This window comes from Streptomyces uncialis, assembly GCF_036250755.1.
Taxonomy (GTDB): Bacteria; Actinomycetota; Actinomycetes; order Streptomycetales; family Streptomycetaceae; genus Streptomyces; species Streptomyces uncialis.
In genome coordinates this window covers 7,157,539-7,173,501 of sequence record NZ_CP109583.1, presented here as the reverse complement: position 1 = coordinate 7,173,501, position 15,963 = coordinate 7,157,539, and the positions used below count along the sequence as shown (strand labels likewise).

Sequence of the window (15,963 nt, the reverse complement as noted above, 5' to 3'; positions counted from 1 at the left end):
CGAAGGCGACCCGCGGGGGAACTGCGCACCCCACGAACGGCCCGCACGGGAACAAGTACGTCCAGCACAGGGGACCCCGGGGCGCGGCCGGAGGCGGCGCGTACGAGGGGGGCTCCGGGGGGTTTTGCTGCGGCCCACCCGGAAAGGGTTCAGCGGAGGAAGGGGTCCACCGCGACCGCGACGAAGAGCAGGGACACATAGGTGATCGACCAGTGGAACAGCCGCATCTCCTTGAGCTTCCCGCCGGTGACCCCGCTCTTCGCCCGGGCGAACAACGCGTGGGCCTCCCACAGCCACCATCCGCCCGCGGCGAGCGCGACCGAGGTGTAGAACCACCCGGTGTACCCGAGAGGGGTGAGCAGCAGCGAGACCCCGACCATCACCCAGCTGTAGAGCACGATCTGCCGGGCGACGACCCTGTTGGACGCGATCACGGGCAGCATCGGCACACCGACGCGCGCGTAGTCGTCCTTGACCTTCATCGACAGCGGCCAGTAGTGCGGCGGCGTCCAGAAGAAGATGACCAGGAACAGGACGACGGAGGCCCAGGACAGCGAGTTGGTGACGGCGGACCAGCCGATCAGGACCGGCATGCATCCGGCGATCCCGCCCCAGACGATGTTCTGGGAGGTACGCCGCTTGAGGATCATCGTGTAGACGACGACGTAGAAGAGCAGGGCTCCGAGGGCGAGCCACGCGGAGAGCCAGTTGACGAAGAAGCCGAACCACAGGGTCGAGACGACGGTGAGGGTGAGGCCGAAGACGAGCGTCTCGCGGGGCGAGACCATTCCGGTGACCAGGGGCCGCTGGGCCGTCCGCTCCATGAGGGCGTCGATGTCACGGTCGATGTACATGTTGAGCGCGTTGGCGCCGCCCGCGGAGAGATAGCCGCCGAGCGTCGTCAGCAGTACGAGCTTCAGATCGGGCACACCCTGCTGGGCCAGGAACATCACGGGGATCGTGGTGATCAGCAGCAGTTCGATGATCCGCGGCTTGGTCAGCGCCACGAAAGCCATGACCCGGGCTCGCAGCGGCCGGTGACCCCGGCTCGTACCGAGCAGTCCCGCCGGACGGGATTCAACGGCCGTCACGTACACCCCTGACAGAGACATCAAAGCAAGCCACCGGGTGTGAAGTCCCGGTAAAGGCTCACGCGTACCACGCCACTGTAGACGTTGGCCTTACCTCGCCCTTCGCGGGGGTGGGCCGTGTTGGGGAGTGCTCCGGAGGACCTCTCCGACCTCGGGGTTCACCCTTCGCAAGGGCGTCCGGGGCCGACCGGGGGACAGCCGTGGGAGCGCCCGGCGCGGCCTTTCGGGGACGGTCGCGGGAAGGGGCGAGGATCGTCCGTCGCGTCATGCCGGTCCCGCGCCGGACGGCCGGATCGGGTGCTGTCCGGGGAGGCGCGGGGGCGCTCACCCGAGCAGAGCGGCGCCCGTCCGCGCGCGCTCCGGACGGGGGGCTCGCGGGCGGACCGCCGCCCCCCGCCGATCGGCCGGGTGCACTCGGGGGGCGCCCCGACAGGCGAAGCGCGTCGGGCCCCGGCAGTCTGGAAATGACTCGAATAAGTGCACGTCATCTACAGCGGTAGGCTCGACAGCGGCCGGTGAGCGCTCGGACACACCGGCATCAGCGTCGTCGCGGGTATCCAGATATCCGCGATACGCAAGAAATGCCAGACATGTCTTCATGTTCCTGAATTCTCGGAAGGAGCCCTGACCCAGGGTGAGCACCAAGCCGACCACCACCACCGAACTGGACTGGACCGAACTGGACCAGCGTGCGGTGGACACCGCCCGTGTCCTGGCCGCCGACGCCGTACAGAAGGTCGGCAACGGCCATCCGGGTACGGCGATGAGCCTTGCCCCGGCCGCGTACACCCTCTTCCAGAAGGTGATGCGGCACGACCCGGCCGACGCCGACTGGACCGGCCGCGACCGGTTCGTCCTCTCCGCGGGGCACTCGTCCCTGACCCTTTACACCCAGCTGTACCTGGCCGGTTTCGGTCTGGAGCTGGATGACCTCAAGGCGTTCCGCACCTGGGGCTCGAAGACCCCGGGGCACCCGGAGTACGGCCACACGGTCGGCGTGGAGACGACGACCGGGCCGCTCGGCCAGGGTGTCGCCAACGCCGTGGGCATGGCGATGGCCGCCCGCTACGAGCGTGGCCTGTTCGACCCCGAGGCCGCCCCGGGCGCCTCGCCCTTCGATCACCACATCTTCGTGATCGCCGGTGACGGCTGCCTCCAGGAGGGCATCTCCGCCGAGGCGTCCTCGCTGGCCGGGCACCAGAAGCTCGGCAACCTGGTCATGCTGTGGGACGACAACCACATCTCGATCGAGGGCGACACGGAGACCGCGGTCTCCGAGGACACCCTCGGGCGTTACGAGGCGTACGGCTGGCATGTCCAGCGCGTCGAGCCGAAGGCGGACGGCGACCTCGACCCGCGGGCGCTGTACACGGCGATCCAGGCCGCGAAGGCGGAGACGGAGCGTCCGTCGTTCATCGCGATGCGCTCGATCATCGCGTGGCCCGCGCCGAACGCGCAGAACACCGAGGCGGCTCACGGCTCGGCGCTCGGTGACGAGGAGATCGCCGCGACCAAGCGGGTGCTCGGCTTCGACCCGGAGCAGACCTTCGAGGTCGCCGACGAGGTCCTCGCGCACACCCGTGGCGCCCTGGACCGGGGCCGCGAGGCCAAGGCCGAGTGGGAGAAGGGCTTCGCCGCCTGGCGCACCGCCTCCCCCGAGCGGGCCGCCGACTTCGACCGGATCGCCGCCGGTGAGCTGCCCGCGGGCTGGGAGGACAAACTCCCGGTGTTCGAGACGGGCAAGGGTGTCGCCACCCGCGCCGCGTCCGGCAAGGTGCTCCAGTCGCTCGGCGCGGTGATCCCCGAGCTGTGGGGCGGCTCCGCCGACCTGGCCGGGTCGAACAACACGACGATCGACAAGAACTCGTCGTTCCTCCCGGAGGGCAACCCGCTCCCCGAGGCGCACCCGTACGGCCGGACGATCCACTTCGGTATCCGTGAGCACTCCATGGCCGCGGAGATGAACGGCATCGCGCTGCACGGCAACACCCGGATCTACGCCGGGACGTTCCTGGTGTTCTCCGACTACATGCGCAACGCGGTGCGGCTGTCCGCGCTGATGCATCTGCCGGTGACCTATGTGTGGACGCACGACTCCGTCGGTCTCGGCGAGGACGGCCCGACGCACCAGCCGGTCGAGCACCTGGCCTCGCTGCGGGCGATCCCCGGACTGAACGTGGTCCGGCCGGCCGACGCCAACGAGACCGCGCTCGCGTGGCGGGAGATCCTGCGCCGGTACACCAAGGAGTTCGGTGTGGGCGCCCCGCACGGTCTGGCGCTCACCCGCCAGGGCGTGCCGACGTACGAGTCGAACGAGGACACCGCCAAGGGCGGCTATGTCCTCTTCGACGCCGAGGGCGGCGCCCCGGAGGTCGTGCTGATCGGTACGGGCTCCGAGGTGCATCTGGCGGTGGAGGCGCGGACGCGGCTCCAGGCCGCCGGGGTGCCGACCCGTGTGGTGTCGATGCCGTGCGTGGAGTGGTTCGAGGAGCAGGACCGGTCGTACCGGGACGCGGTGCTGCCGCCGTCCGTGAAGGCGCGGGTCGCGGTCGAGGCGGGTATCGGGCTGACCTGGCACCGCTTCGTCGGTGACGCGGGCCGGATCGTCTCGCTGGAGCACTTCGGTGCCTCGGCGGACGGCAAGGTCCTCTTCCGCGAGTTCGGTTTCACCCCCGAGGCGATCGAGGCCGCGGCGCGGGAATCCCTGGCCGACGCCCAGCGCTGACGCACACAGACGAACAATGATCAAGTAGGAGATGCAATTTCCATGACGGACGCACTCAAGCGCCTCTCCGACGAAGGCGTCGCGATCTGGCTGGACGACCTGTCGCGCAAGCGGATCACGTCCGGCAACCTCGCCGAGCTGCTCGACCAGCAGCACGTCGTGGGCGTCACGACCAACCCGTCGATCTTCCAGAAGGCCATTTCGGGCGGCGACGGCTACGAGGCGCAGCTCAGCGATCTCGCGGCGCGCAAGCTGACCGTGGACGAGGCCGTACGGATGATCACCACGGCGGATGTCCGGAACGCGGCCGATGTGCTGCGTCCGGTGTTCGACGCGACGGGCGGCCAGGACGGCCGGGTGTCGATCGAGGTCGACCCGCGTCTCGCGCACCACACCCGCGCGACGATCGCCGAGGCGAAGCAGCTCGCGTGGCTGGTGGACCGGCCGAACACGCTGATCAAGATCCCGGCGACGAAGGCGGGCCTGCCCGCGATCACCGAGGTCATCGGCCTCGGGATCAGCGTCAATGTCACGCTGATCTTCTCGCTGGAGCGCTACCGCGAGGTGATGGACGCGTACCTGGCGGGTCTGGAGAAGGCGAAGGCCGCGGGCCTGGACCTGAGCAAGATCCGTTCGGTGGCGTCGTTCTTCGTGTCCCGGGTGGACACCGAGATCGACAAGCGGCTGGACGCGCTGGGCACCCCCGAGGCGAAGGCGGCCCGCGGCAAGGCGGGCCTGGCCAACGCGCGGCTGGCCTACGAGGCGTACGAGGAGGTCTTCTCCTCGGACCGCTGGCAGGCCCTGGACAGGGCGGGCGCGCACAAGCAGCGTCCGCTGTGGGCCTCGACGGGCGTCAAGGACCCGGCGTACAAGGACACCCTGTACGTCGACGACCTGGTCGCCCCGGGGACCGTGAACACCATGCCGGAGGCGACCCTGGAGGCCACCGCCGACCATGGTTCCATCACCGGGAACACCATCGCCGGGACCTACGAGCAGTCGCGCGCCGAGATCGACGCGGTCGAGAAGCTCGGGATCGCGTACGACGACGTGGTGAACCTGCTGGAGGAAGAGGGCGTCGAGAAGTTCGAGGCGTCCTGGAACGATCTGCTCAAGTCGACCGAGGCAGAGCTCAAGCGCCTCGCCCCTTCGGAGGGCTGAAACCTTGACACCCGCACACGGAGCCAATCCGCTTCGTGACGCCGCGGACCGACGGCTCCCGCGTATCGCGGGGCCGTCGGGCCTGGTGATCTTCGGCGTTACGGGCGATTTGTCCCGGAAAAAGCTGATGCCTGCCGTCTATGACCTCGCCAACCGGGGGCTGCTGCCACCGGGCTTCTCGCTGGTCGGGTTCGCCCGCCGCGAGTGGCAGGACGAGGACTTCGCCCAGGAGGTCCACGACGCCGTCAAGCAGCACGCCCGCACCCCCTTCCGTGAGGAGGTCTGGCAGCAGCTCATCCAGGGGATGCGCTTCGTGCAGGGAAACTTCGACGACGACGACGCCTTCGACCAGCTGCGCGCCACCATCGCGGAGCTGGACAAGGAGCAGGGCACCGGAGGCAACTTCGCCTTCTATCTGTCGGTGCCGCCCAAGTTCTTCCCCAAGGTCGTCAAGCAGCTCAAGAAGCACGGGCTGGCCGATCCGCAGGAGGGGTCCTGGCGGCGGGCGGTGATCGAGAAGCCGTTCGGTCACGACCTGACGTCCGCGAAGGAACTCAACGCGCTCGTCCACGAGGTCTTCGACCCGGAGCAGGTCTTCCGGATCGACCACTACCTCGGCAAGGAGACCGTCCAGAACATCCTGGCGCTCCGCTTCGCCAACACCCTCTTCGAGCCCGTCTGGAACCGGTCGTACGTCGACCATGTACAGATCACCATGGCCGAGGACATCGGGATCGGCGGCCGGGCCGGGTACTACGACGGCATCGGCGCCGCGCGGGACGTCATCCAGAACCATCTGCTCCAGCTGCTGGCGCTCACCGCGATGGAGGAGCCCTCCTCCTTCGACGCGGACGCGCTCGCCGCCGAGAAGACCAAGGTCCTCAGCGCGGTGAAGCTGCCCCAGGACCTCGGCGCCGACACGGTCCGCGGACAGTACGCGGCGGGCTGGCAGGGCGGGGAGAAGGTGATCGGCTATCTCCAGGAGGACGGGATCGACCCCAGGTCGAAGACCGACACCTTCGCCGCGGTGAAGCTGGAGATCGACAACCGCCGCTGGGCGGGGGTCCCCTTCTATCTGCGCACCGGCAAGCGGCTCGGCCGCCGGGTCACGGAGATCGCCGTGGTCTTCCAGCGCGCCCCGCACTCCCCCTTCGACCAGACCGCGACGGAGGAGCTGGGCCACAACGCGCTGGTCATCCGCGTCCAGCCGGACGAGGGCGTCACCATGCGCTTCGGCTCCAAGGTGCCGGGTACCTCGATGGAGGTCCGGGACGTCTCCATGGACTTCGCCTACGGCGAGTCGTTCACGGAGTCGAGCCCGGAGGCGTACGAGCGGCTGATCCTCGACGTCCTGCTCGGCGACTCGAACCTCTTCCCCCGTACGGAGGAGGTCGAGCTGTCCTGGCGCATCCTCGACCCGATCGAGCAGTACTGGGACGCGCACGGCACTCCCGCGCAGTACCTCTCCGGTACCTGGGGGCCCGCCGAGGCGGACGAAATGCTCGCACGAGACGGACGGAGCTGGCGTCGGCCATGAAAATCGATCTCACGGACACCACGGCCAGCCAGATCAACAAGGCCCTGATCGAGGGACGCCGCGCGATCGGCTCCCCCGCCGTCGGCATGGTGCTCACCCTCGTCATCGTCACCGACGAGGAGAACGCCTACGACGCGCTGCGGTCGGCCAGCGAGGCGTCCCGCGAGCACCCCTCGCGCACCCTGGTGGTCATCCGCCGGGTGTCGCGGTCCCCGCGGGACCGCACCACCTCCCGGCTGGACGCCGAGGTCCGGGTGGGCGCGGAGGCGGCCACCGCCGAGACGGTGGTCCTGCGGCTGTACGGCGAGGTGGTCGGACACGCCCAGTCGGTCGTCCTGCCGCTGCTGCTGCCGGACGCGCCCGTCGTGGTGTGGTGGCCGATCAACGCGCCCTCCGACCCGGCGCGCGATCCGCTGGGCTCGCTGGCCCAGCGCCGGATCACCGACGCGTACGCCACCGAGCGCCCGATCCAGGAGCTCGCGGCCCGCGCCGAGACCTACGCCCCCGGGGACACGGACCTGTCCTGGACCCGGATCACCCCGTGGCGGTCGATGCTGGCCGCCGCGCTCGACCAGGTCGCCTGCGATGTGACGGGCGCCGAGGTCGAGGGCGAGGAGTTCAACCCGAGCGTGGAGCTGCTGGCGATGTGGCTCGCGGACCGGCTGGACGCGCCCGTGACCCGCTCCCACTCCAACGGCCCGGGGCTGACCGCCGTACGGCTGATGACCGATCGCGGGCCGATCGGGCTGGACCGTCCGGACGGCTCGCTCGCCACGCTGTCCATCGACGGGCAGCCGGACCGCGCGGTGGCGCTGAAGCGGCGGGAGACGGCCGAGCTGATCGCGGAGGAACTGCGGCGGCTCGACCCGGACGACACCTACGAGTCCGCGCTGCGGTTCGGGGTCGACCGGCTCGCGGACTCAGGCGTGGCCGGTGAGCGTGCCTCCGGGTCCGCCGCGGGCCCCGCCAAGGCGGCCTCCGGGGGACCGGCCGGTGAGGGCGGCTCCGCGAAGAAGGCCGCGAGCGGTCGTCAGCCGTCCGCGAAGGCCCCGGGCTCCGCCACGAAGAAGGCGGCCCCGGCCAAGAAGGCGACGGACACATGAGCACACCCCAGCTCGTCGTCCACCGCGACAAGGGGCTGATGGCGCAGGCCGCCGCGGCCCGGCTGATCACGCGGATCGTGGACGCCCAGTCCGCGCGCGGCTCCGCGTCGGTCGTGCTGACCGGCGGACGCAACGGCAACGGCGTGCTGGCCGCGCTGGCCGCCGCGCCCGCCCGGGACGCCGTCGACTGGTCCCGGCTGGACCTGTGGTGGGGCGACGAACGCTATCTGCCCGAGGGCGACCCCGAGCGCAATGCCACCCAGGCCCGGGCGGCCCTGCTGGACGCGGTGCCGCTCGACCCGAAGCGGGTGCACCCGATGCCCGCGTCGGACGGCCCCCATGGCGCCGACGGGGCGGACGCGGCGGCGGCCGAGTACGCCGCCGAACTGGCCGCCGCGGCGGGACCCGAGGACCACGGTCCGGTGCCGGCCTTCGATGTGCTGATGCTGGGCGTCGGACCGGACACCCATGTGGCCTCGCTCTTCCCGGAGCTGCCCGGGGTACGGGAGACGACACGGACCGTGGTCGGGGTGCACGGGGCGCCCAAGCCGCCGCCCACCCGGATCTCCCTGACCCTGCCCGCGATCCGGGCCGCCCGTGAGGTGTGGCTGCTGGCGGCGGGCGAGGACAAGGCGGAGGCCGCGGCCATCGCCCTGTCCGGCGCGGGGGAGATCCAGGCCCCGGCCGCCGGGGCCCGGGGCCGGGCGCGGACGCTGTGGCTGCTGGACTCGGCCGCCGCCTCGCGACTGCCCCGCGAGCTGTACCCGCCCGCCTCCCCGTAGGCCGGCGGACCGGGTACGGGGCGCCTCGCCCCGTACCCGGGTCACGCTTCTGTGCCGGGCGCCCGTCCCACGGGCGCCCGGCACAGCCGTGTCAACGTCCGCGCAGCTCGCGGTACTTGGCGACCAGCGCCTTGCTGGAGGCGTCCAGCCCGGGGACCTCGGCGCCGTCGGTGAGCGCGGGCTCGACCCGCTTGGCGAGCACCTTGCCCAGCTCGACACCCCACTGGTCGAACGAGTCGATGTTCCACACGGCGCCCTGGACGAACACCTTGTGCTCGTACAGCGCGATGAGCTGGCCGAGCACCGACGGCGTGAGCTCCTTCGCGAGGATCGTCGTGGTCGGGTGGTCGCCCCGGAACGTCTTGTGCGGGACCAGCTCCTCCGGCACGCCCTCGGCACGGACCTCGTCGGGCGTCCTGCCGAAGGCGAGGGCCTGGGTCTGGGCGAAGAAGTTGGCCATCAGCAGGTCGTGCTGGGCGGCGAGACCCGGCGCGAGGTCGGCGACCGGCTCCGCGAAGCCGATGAAGTCCGCCGGGATCAGCTTGGTGCCCTGGTGGATCAACTGGTAGTACGCGTGCTGCCCGTTCGTCCCCGGTGTGCCCCACACCACCGGACCGGTCTGCCAGCTCACCGGTTCACCGTCCCGGTCGACCGACTTGCCGTTGGACTCCATGTCCAGCTGCTGGAGGTACGCGGTGAACTTCGCCAGATAGTGCGAGTACGGCAGCACCGCGTGCGACTGGGCGTCGTGGAAGTTGCCGTACCAGACGCCGAGCAGCCCGAGCAGCAGCGGGACGTTCTCCTCGGCCGGGGCCTCACGGAAGTGCCGGTCGACGGTGTGGAAGCCGTCGAGCATCTCCTGGAAGCGCTCCGGGCCGATCGCGATCATCAGGGACAGCCCGATCGCGGAGTCGAAGGAGTAGCGCCCGCCGACCCAGTCCCAGAACTCGAACATGTTCGCCGTGTCGATACCGAAGTCCTCGACCTTCCCGGCGTTGGTCGACAGCGCCACGAAGTGCCGGGCGACGGCTTCCTGACCGGCGTTCAGCCCGGTGAGGAGCCAGTCACGGGCCGAGGTCGCGTTGGTGATGGTCTCGATCGTGGTGAACGTCTTGGACGCGACGATGAACAGCGTCCGCTCCGGGTCCAGGTCCCGGACGGCCTCGTGCAGATCGGCGCCGTCGACGTTGGAGACGAACCGGACGGTCAGCTCGCGGTCGGTGAACGAGCGCAGCACCTCGTACGCCATCGCGGGCCCGAGGTCGGAGCCTCCGATACCGATGTTGACGATGTTCGTGAGGCGTTTGCCGGTGTGCCCGGTCCACTCCCCCGAACGGACCTTCGCGGAGAACGCGGCCATCCGGTCGAGGACGGCGTGCACCCCGGGGACGACATCCTCCCCGCCGGTCTCGACGACCGTGCCCCGGGGCGCCCGCAGCGCGGTGTGCAGCACGGCGCGGTCCTCGGTCGTGTTGATCCTGTCGCCGCGGAACATGGCGTCGCGCAGGCCCTCGACGTCCGTCGCCCGGGCGAGGTCGCGCAGCAGTCTCAGGGTCTCGTCCGTGACCAGGTGCTTGGAGTGGTCGACATGGAGGTCACCGACCTGGAGGGTGTAGCGGGCGGCGCGCTCCGGGTCCGCCGCGAACAGCTCGCGCAGACCCACTCCGTCCTGTTCCTCCCGGTGCTTGACCAGAGCGGTCCACTCGGGTGTCCGGTCGAGCCTGGTACGGCTTTCTGCGTTCATCTCGGACTTCGTCCTTCTCTCTGCCATCGCCTGGGGTGCGTGACGCGCCGACGCCGCGCGGGCCTCCTCCAACCTAATTGATCAGGGACGCCGGCGGACGGCGCTCAGCCGCCACCGGCCGGGGCGGTGTCGGCAGGCCCGGCGGGCGCGGCCCGGGCGACCGGGACGAGCAGCAGGACGGCCGCCGCGAACACCGCCGCCGCCAGCAGGGCGGGGGTGTTGAGCCCCCAGGCGGAGGCGATCACCCCGCCGAGCAGCGCACCGGCCGGGGCCACGCCGATGCTCACCGTGCGGAACGCGGCGCTGACCCGGCCGAGGGCGCCGCGCGGGGTCCGCTCCTGGGTGAGCGTCACCTGGTTGACGTTCCAGACCATGCCCATCAGGCCGAGCACCGCGAGGGCGGCGACCAGCGCGACGAGGCTGCGCACCGTACCCGCCACGACGAGCGCGAGGACCTGCGCGGTCCCGGCGAGCAGGACCGCGCGTATCCGGCCGAACCGGTCGCCGATCCGGCGGGCGAGGAACCCGCCGGCGAAGCTGCCCGCCGCGTACCCGGTCATCGCCGCCGCGTAGCCCCCCTCGCCGGTGCCCAGCCAGCCGGTCGCGTGGAGGACCAGGGTGGCGACGAGGGCGCCCATACCGATGTTGCTCAAAGCGGTCGACGCGCACAGGAAGCGCAGCGCCTTGTCCCGCCACAGGGTGCGCAGGCCCTCGGCGATCTCCTCGCGCAGGGTGCTGCCCGAGGGACGGGGCGGAGCGGCGGGCCGGGGCACCCGCAGGGTCGCGAGCAGTACCGCGCCCACCAGGTAGGTCACGGCGTCGGCGGCGTAGGGCGCGGCGGCGCCGAAGGTCAGCAGCAGCGGCACGAGCGGGGTGGCGACGAGGCCGCCCGCGAGCTGCTGACCGGTCATCAGACGGGCGTTGGCGCCGGCGAGTCCGCGTGGACCGACGAGGGAGGGCAGCAGGGCGGTCGCCGCGTTGTCGAAGAGGGTCTGGAGGGTGGTGAGGGTGAAGGCGAGGGCGATCAGCAACCCGATCGAGGCATGTCCCAGGGCGACGGCGACCGCGAACGCCGCCATCAGCAGCGCGCGCAGGGCATCGGCCCACGCCATGGCGCGCCGCTGGTCCACCCGGTCGGCGAGGGCGCCGCCGAGCAGCCCGAACACCAGCCACGGCAGATAGCCGCAGGCGGTGACCGCGGCGACGAGCAGCGGCTCGTCGGTGAGGCCGGCGGCGAGCAGCGGCAGCGCGGCGGCGCGCAGCGCGTCCCCGAACTTGGAGAGCACCGCGGCCGTCCACAGCCGTCCGAAGCCGCCGCGCCATCCGACGACGCTCCCGTCCGCCGCCACCGCCTGTACCGCCGCCACCCCTGCCCCCCGATACGTCGATCACCGGTTTCCCACGCTAACCCCCGCCACTGACAACGCCCTTGACCTGCGGGAACGCGAACGGCCCCCGGGAGTACGGGGGCCGGTGCGCTGATGCGGGCGGGGACGGGCGGCGGTGGTGCGCGGCTGGGGAAACGCGGTCCGGCCGGACACCCGAGGGTGTCCGGCCGGATCGCCAACTGCTAGATCTCGCCGCGGAGTTTGGCGAGCGCCTCGGCGAGGATCGCCTCGCCGTCCGCGTCGCTGCGTCGCTCACGGACATAGGCGAGATGGGTCTTGTACGGCTCGGTCCGCGGTGGAGCCGGTGGGTTGTCCCGGTCCTGTCCGGCCGGAAAGCCGCACCGCGGGCAGTCCCAGTTGTCGGGGACCTGCGCGTCACTGGCGAAGCTCGGCTGCGTCTCGTGCCCGTTCGAGCACCAGAAGGAGATGCGCAGCCGTGGCGCGGACTCGCCGCGCTCGGCCTCGCCCATCGGCCCCGCACCGACCCGGCTTCCTCGGATCGCGTTGCCACTTGCCACGGTCGTAACTCCCTGCGTGATGGTGCCGCGAAGCGAGTCGGCGTAACGCTTCGCCGCGGGCGCCTCAGTCTACGTAAGGCCCAACGCGCGTCCAGTGAGGGGAGTTGCACCCCACGCCTAGACGCAAGCCCCATGATAGGCCGCGTCCGAGGACGCGGACCCTACATGGGGCTCGACGTGCGCTGTGTACGAAAGGCTACGAGGCTCAGTTGTTGAGCTTCATCATGATGCCGAGCGCGACGATGCACGCGAACCACAGCAGGCCGACCACAACGGTGATGCGGTCAAGGTTGCGCTCGGCGACCGAGGAGCCGCCGACCGACGACTGCATGCCGCCACCGAACATGTCCGACAGACCGCCGCCCTTGCCCTTGTGCATCAGCACCAGCAGCATCATCAGCAGGCTGAAGACGATCAGGGCGATCGAGAACCCCAAAACCACAGCGAACTCCCTTTCCGGGGTCTTCCCTCGGATCTTGATGGACGACGCGAGGGCCGAAGCGTACCTGGTGAGCGCCGTCGCGGCCGGTTCCCGGGCTGTTTCCCGGTGCCCGGTGCCGGACGCCATGCTCACTTTCCAGGCCGTCGGCCCCCGCAAGAGTACGACGGATCGCCGCTAGCGCATACTCACTGGTCGCGGAAGCGGACGATCTTGACGAACTCGTCGGAGTCGAGCGCGGCCCCTCCGACGAGAGCGCCGTCGACATCGGGCTGCGCCATGATCGCGGCGACGTTCCCGCCCTTGACGGAGCCGCCGTACTGGATGCGCACCTTGTCCGCGAGGTCCTGGGAGTACAGCTCGGCGAGCCGGCCGCGGATCGCGCCGCACACCTCCTGGGCGTCCTCGGGCGTGGCGACCTCGCCGGTGCCGATCGCCCAGACGGGCTCGTAGGCGATCACGATCGACTCGGCGTGCTCGGCCGGGAGGTCCTTCAACCCGCCGTCGAGCTGGGCGAGCGTGTACTCGACCTGCTGGCCGGCCTTGCGGATGTCGAGGCCCTCACCGACGCAGAGGATCGGGGTGAGCCCGTGCCGGTAGGCGGCCTTGACCTTGGCGTTGCACACCTCGTCGGTCTCGGCGTGGTACTGGCGGCGCTCGGAGTGGCCGACGGTGACGTACGAGCACTTCAGCTTGGCCAGCATGAGGCCGGAGATCTCGCCGGTGTAGGCGCCGGAGTCGTGCGCCGAGATGTCCTGGGCGCCGTACTTGATCTTCAGCTTGTCGCCGTCGACGAGGGTCTGCACGGACCGCAGGTCGGTGAAGGGCGGCAGGACCGCGACCTCCACCGCGTCGTAGTCCTTGTCGGCGAGGGCGAAGGCGAGTTTCTGGACATGGGCGATGGCCTCAAGGTGGTTGAGGTTCATCTTCCAGTTGCCCGCCATCAGGGGCGTACGGGTCTGGTTCGTCATGGAAGGTTCAGTTCTCCAGTGCGGCGAGGCCGGGGAGCGTCTTGCCCTCAAGGTATTCGAGGGAGGCGCCGCCACCGGTCGAGATGTGTCCGAATGCCTGCTCGTCGAAGCCCAGGATGCGTACGGCCGCGGCGGAGTCGCCGCCGCCGACGACCGTGAAGGCCGGTGAGTCGAGCAGGGCCTGGGCGACCACTTTGGTGCCCTCGGCGTAGTCGGGGTGCTCGAAGACACCCATGGGGCCGTTCCAGAAGACGGTGGCCGTGTCGGCGAGCTTCTCCGCGTAGAGCGCGGCCGTCCTCGGGCCGATGTCCAGGCCCTGCTGGTCGGCCGGGATCGCGTCCACGGTGACGGTGGCCGGGTGGGTCGGGGCCTTGGCCTTGAGGTCGGGGAACGCGGGGGCGACCACGACGTCGACGGGGAGCACGAACTCCACGCCGTTGGCCTCGGCCCGCTTGAGGTAGTCCTGGACGGCCGGGACCTGGTCCTCCTGGAGCAGCGAGGTGCCGACCTCGTGGCCCTGGGCCTTGAGGAAGGTGTACACCATGCCGCCGCCGATCAGGATGCGGTCGGCCTTCTCCAGGAGGTGGTCGATCACCCCGAGCTTGTCGGAGACCTTGGCGCCGCCGAGGACGACCGCGTAGGGCCGCTGGACCTCGTCGGTGAGCTTCCTCAGGACGCCGACCTCGGTGGCGATGAGGTAGCCCGCGTAATGCGGCAGCCGGGCCGGGAGGTCCAGGACGGAGGCGTGGCCGCGGTGGACCGCGCCGAAGCCGTCGCCCACGTAGACATCGGCGAGGGCGGCGAGACGGTCGGCGAACTCGCCGCGCTCGGTGTCGTCCTTGCTGGTCTCGCCGGGGTTGAAGCGCAGGTTCTCGATGACGGCGACCTGGCCGGGCTGGAGGCCGTCCACGGCGCCGTGCGCGGCGGGGCCGACGGTGTCCTGCGCGAAGGCGACGGGCGCGCCGAGCAGCTCCCCGAGGCGTTCGGCGGCGGGCAGCAGCGAGAAGGCGGGGTCCGGGGCGCCCTTGGGGCGGCCCAGGTGGGACGCGACGACGACCTTGGCACCGGCTCCGACGAGGGCCTGGATCGTCGGCAGGACGGCGCGGATGCGGCCGTCGTCGGTGATGACACCTTCGGCGAGCGGCACGTTCAGATCGGCGCGGACGAAGACACGCTTGTTGTCGACGCCTTCGGCGAGGAGTTCGTCGATCGTCTTCATGAGTGGACTCCTAGAAAAAGGGCTCTCAAGGCTCTCGGGGCTCTGCGCGGCCCCGGGAGTCGCTGCGGAGCCCGTACCGGCTCCGCTCGGGGCGTGTGGACGTGACAGGGCTCGGGCGGCGCTTCCTCGCGCCGCCCGAGCCCTGTCACTCACATCGGGGTGCCTGCCGTGGCGGGAACGGGTTCAGAGCTGTTCGCCGACGAAGACCGTGAGGTCGACGAGACGGTTGGAGTAGCCCCACTCGTTGTCGTACCAGCCGAGGATCTTCACCGTGTTGCCCTCCTGGACCATGGTCAGGGAGGAGTCGAAGATGCAGGACGCCGGGTCGCCGACGATGTCCGAGGACACGATCGCGTCCTCGGTGTAGGCCAGGAAGCCCTTGAGGGCGCCGTCCTCGGAGGCCTTCTTGAACGCGGCGTTGACCTCGTCCTTGGTGGTCTCGCGCTGGAGCGTGACGACCAGGTCCGTGGCGGAGCCGGTGGGGACCGGAACGCGCATCGCGATGCCGTCCAGCTTGCCCTTGAGCTGCGGGAGCACCAGGGCGGTGGCCTTGGCGGCGCCGGTCGTCGTCGGGATGATGTTCTCGGCGGCGGCGCGGGCGCGGCGCAGGTCCTTGTGCGGGAAGTCCAGGATGCGCTGGTCGTTGGTGTACGCGTGGACCGTGGTCATCAGGCCCTTGACGATGCCGAAGTTCTCGTCGAGAACCTTGGCCATCGGCGCCACACAGTTGGTGGTGCAGGACGCGTTCGAGATGACGTGGTGCGCCGCCGGGTCGTACTTGTCCTGGTTGACGCCCATCACGATGGTGATGTCCTCGTCGCTGGCCGGAGCCGAGATGAGGACCTTCTTCGCGCCACCGGCGATGTGCTTCGCGGCGTCGGCCTTCTTGGTGAAGATGCCGGTCGACTCGATGACGACGTCGACGCCCAGCTCACCCCAGGGGATGTCGGCCGGGTTGCGCTCGGAGAGAACCTTGACGGTGCGGCCGTCGACGGTGATGGTGTCGGCGGTGTGCGACACGTCGGCCTTGAGACGGCCGAGAATGGTGTCGTACTTCAGCAGGTGAGCGGTGGTCGCGGTGTCACCCAGGTCGTTGACAGCCACGATCTCGATGTCTGCACCCTGCTCCAGCAGCGCGCGGAAGTAGTTACGACCGATGCGGCCAAAGCCGTTGATGCCTACGCGGATCGTCACGAACCGATCTCCTCGTTAGGTGCGCCGGGGTTCGACGCCCGGCAGTTGTATGGGATGTCCCCGACCAACTCCGACCCTACCTCTCCCCGCT

13 protein-coding genes are annotated in these 15,963 nt (G+C 70.4%); 5 read left to right on the top strand and 8 right to left on the bottom strand.

Features of this window, described 5'->3' with window-relative positions; all coding sequences use genetic code 11:
• Positions 1 to 149 precede the first annotated feature (149 nt).
• Positions 150 to 1,091 carry a heme o synthase gene (locus tag OG711_RS29990; protein ID WP_073791633.1) on the bottom strand — a complete coding sequence of 314 codons (942 nt, stop codon included), beginning with the start codon at positions 1,089 to 1,091 and terminating at the stop codon, positions 150 to 152.
• 634 nt (positions 1,092 to 1,725) lie between these two features.
• Between OG711_RS29990 and tkt the strand changes: the two genes are divergently transcribed.
• The 5 genes from tkt to pgl are packed head-to-tail and all read left to right on the top strand — an operon-like array spanning position 1,726 to position 8,399.
• Positions 1,726 to 3,816, top strand: coding sequence for a transketolase (gene tkt / locus OG711_RS29985; RefSeq protein ID WP_329561609.1), 2,091 nt, complete (start codon positions 1,726 to 1,728; stop codon positions 3,814 to 3,816).
• Between the two features lie 42 nt (positions 3,817 to 3,858).
• Entirely contained in the window at positions 3,859 to 4,977 is a 1,119-nt protein-coding gene (gene tal, locus OG711_RS29980) for a transaldolase (protein ID WP_073790807.1), read from the top strand.
• Positions 4,978 to 4,981: 4 nt separating this feature from the next.
• The gene (gene zwf / locus OG711_RS29975; protein ID WP_073790809.1) at positions 4,982 to 6,514 is read left to right on the top strand and encodes a glucose-6-phosphate dehydrogenase; all 1,533 of its coding nucleotides are present in this window, start codon (positions 4,982 to 4,984) and stop codon (positions 6,512 to 6,514) included.
• Positions 6,511 to 7,617 carry a glucose-6-phosphate dehydrogenase assembly protein OpcA gene (gene opcA, locus OG711_RS29970; protein ID WP_329561607.1) on the top strand — a complete coding sequence of 369 codons (1,107 nt, stop codon included), beginning with the start codon at positions 6,511 to 6,513 and terminating at the stop codon, positions 7,615 to 7,617. The genes zwf and opcA overlap by 4 nt, the downstream gene beginning before the upstream one ends.
• Positions 7,614 to 8,399, top strand: coding sequence for a 6-phosphogluconolactonase (pgl, locus tag OG711_RS29965; RefSeq protein ID WP_329561605.1), 786 nt, complete (start codon positions 7,614 to 7,616; stop codon positions 8,397 to 8,399). Before opcA ends, pgl begins: the two co-directional genes overlap by 4 nt.
• Positions 8,400 to 8,490: 91 nt before the next feature.
• Here the strand turns inward: pgl and pgi are convergent, their stop codons facing one another.
• The 7 genes from pgi to gap all read right to left on the bottom strand — a co-directional run bounded on the left by pgi (position 8,491) and on the right by gap (position 15,872).
• Entirely contained in the window at positions 8,491 to 10,143 is a 1,653-nt protein-coding gene (pgi, locus tag OG711_RS29960) for a glucose-6-phosphate isomerase (protein ID WP_073790816.1), read from the bottom strand.
• 104 nt (positions 10,144 to 10,247) lie between these two features.
• Entirely contained in the window at positions 10,248 to 11,510 is a 1,263-nt protein-coding gene (locus OG711_RS29955; protein WP_329561603.1) for an MFS transporter, read from the bottom strand.
• Between the two features lie 203 nt (positions 11,511 to 11,713).
• Positions 11,714 to 12,049, bottom strand: a complete 336-nt coding sequence (locus OG711_RS29950; protein WP_073790820.1) for an RNA polymerase-binding protein RbpA — start codon at positions 12,047 to 12,049, stop codon at positions 11,714 to 11,716.
• A gap of 205 nt (positions 12,050 to 12,254) precedes the next feature.
• Complete coding sequence (secG, locus tag OG711_RS29945; protein WP_178391092.1) at positions 12,255 to 12,491, bottom strand: preprotein translocase subunit SecG; 237 nt, start codon at positions 12,489 to 12,491, stop codon at positions 12,255 to 12,257.
• Positions 12,492 to 12,676: 185 nt separating this feature from the next.
• Positions 12,677 to 13,459, bottom strand: a complete 783-nt coding sequence (gene tpiA / locus OG711_RS29940; RefSeq protein WP_073790822.1) for a triose-phosphate isomerase — start codon at positions 13,457 to 13,459, stop codon at positions 12,677 to 12,679.
• A 7-nt stretch (positions 13,460 to 13,466) separates the two neighbouring features.
• Complete coding sequence (locus OG711_RS29935; protein WP_073790824.1) at positions 13,467 to 14,678, bottom strand: phosphoglycerate kinase; 1,212 nt, start codon at positions 14,676 to 14,678, stop codon at positions 13,467 to 13,469.
• A gap of 183 nt (positions 14,679 to 14,861) precedes the next feature.
• Positions 14,862 to 15,872 (bottom strand): type I glyceraldehyde-3-phosphate dehydrogenase, encoded by a 1,011-nt coding sequence (gene gap / locus OG711_RS29930; RefSeq protein ID WP_073790826.1) that lies wholly within the window; start codon positions 15,870 to 15,872, stop codon positions 14,862 to 14,864.
• Between the last annotated feature and the right edge of the window lie 91 nt (positions 15,873 to 15,963).

Excerpts from the sequence above, each read along its gene's own strand:
- pgl (WP_329561605.1), top strand. The coding sequence starts at position 7,614 with ATGAGCACACCCCAGCTCGTCGTCCACCGCGACAAGGGGCTGATGGCG.
- tal (WP_073790807.1), top strand. The coding sequence starts at position 3,859 with ATGACGGACGCACTCAAGCGCCTCTCCGACGAAGGCGTCGCGATCTGG.
- tpiA (WP_073790822.1), bottom strand. The coding sequence starts at position 13,459 with ATGACGAACCAGACCCGTACGCCCCTGATGGCGGGCAACTGGAAGATG.
- pgi (WP_073790816.1), bottom strand. The coding sequence starts at position 10,143 with ATGAACGCAGAAAGCCGTACCAGGCTCGACCGGACACCCGAGTGGACC.
- OG711_RS29935 (WP_073790824.1), bottom strand. The coding sequence starts at position 14,678 with ATGAAGACGATCGACGAACTCCTCGCCGAAGGCGTCGACAACAAGCGT.
- opcA (WP_329561607.1), top strand. The coding sequence starts at position 6,511 with ATGAAAATCGATCTCACGGACACCACGGCCAGCCAGATCAACAAGGCC.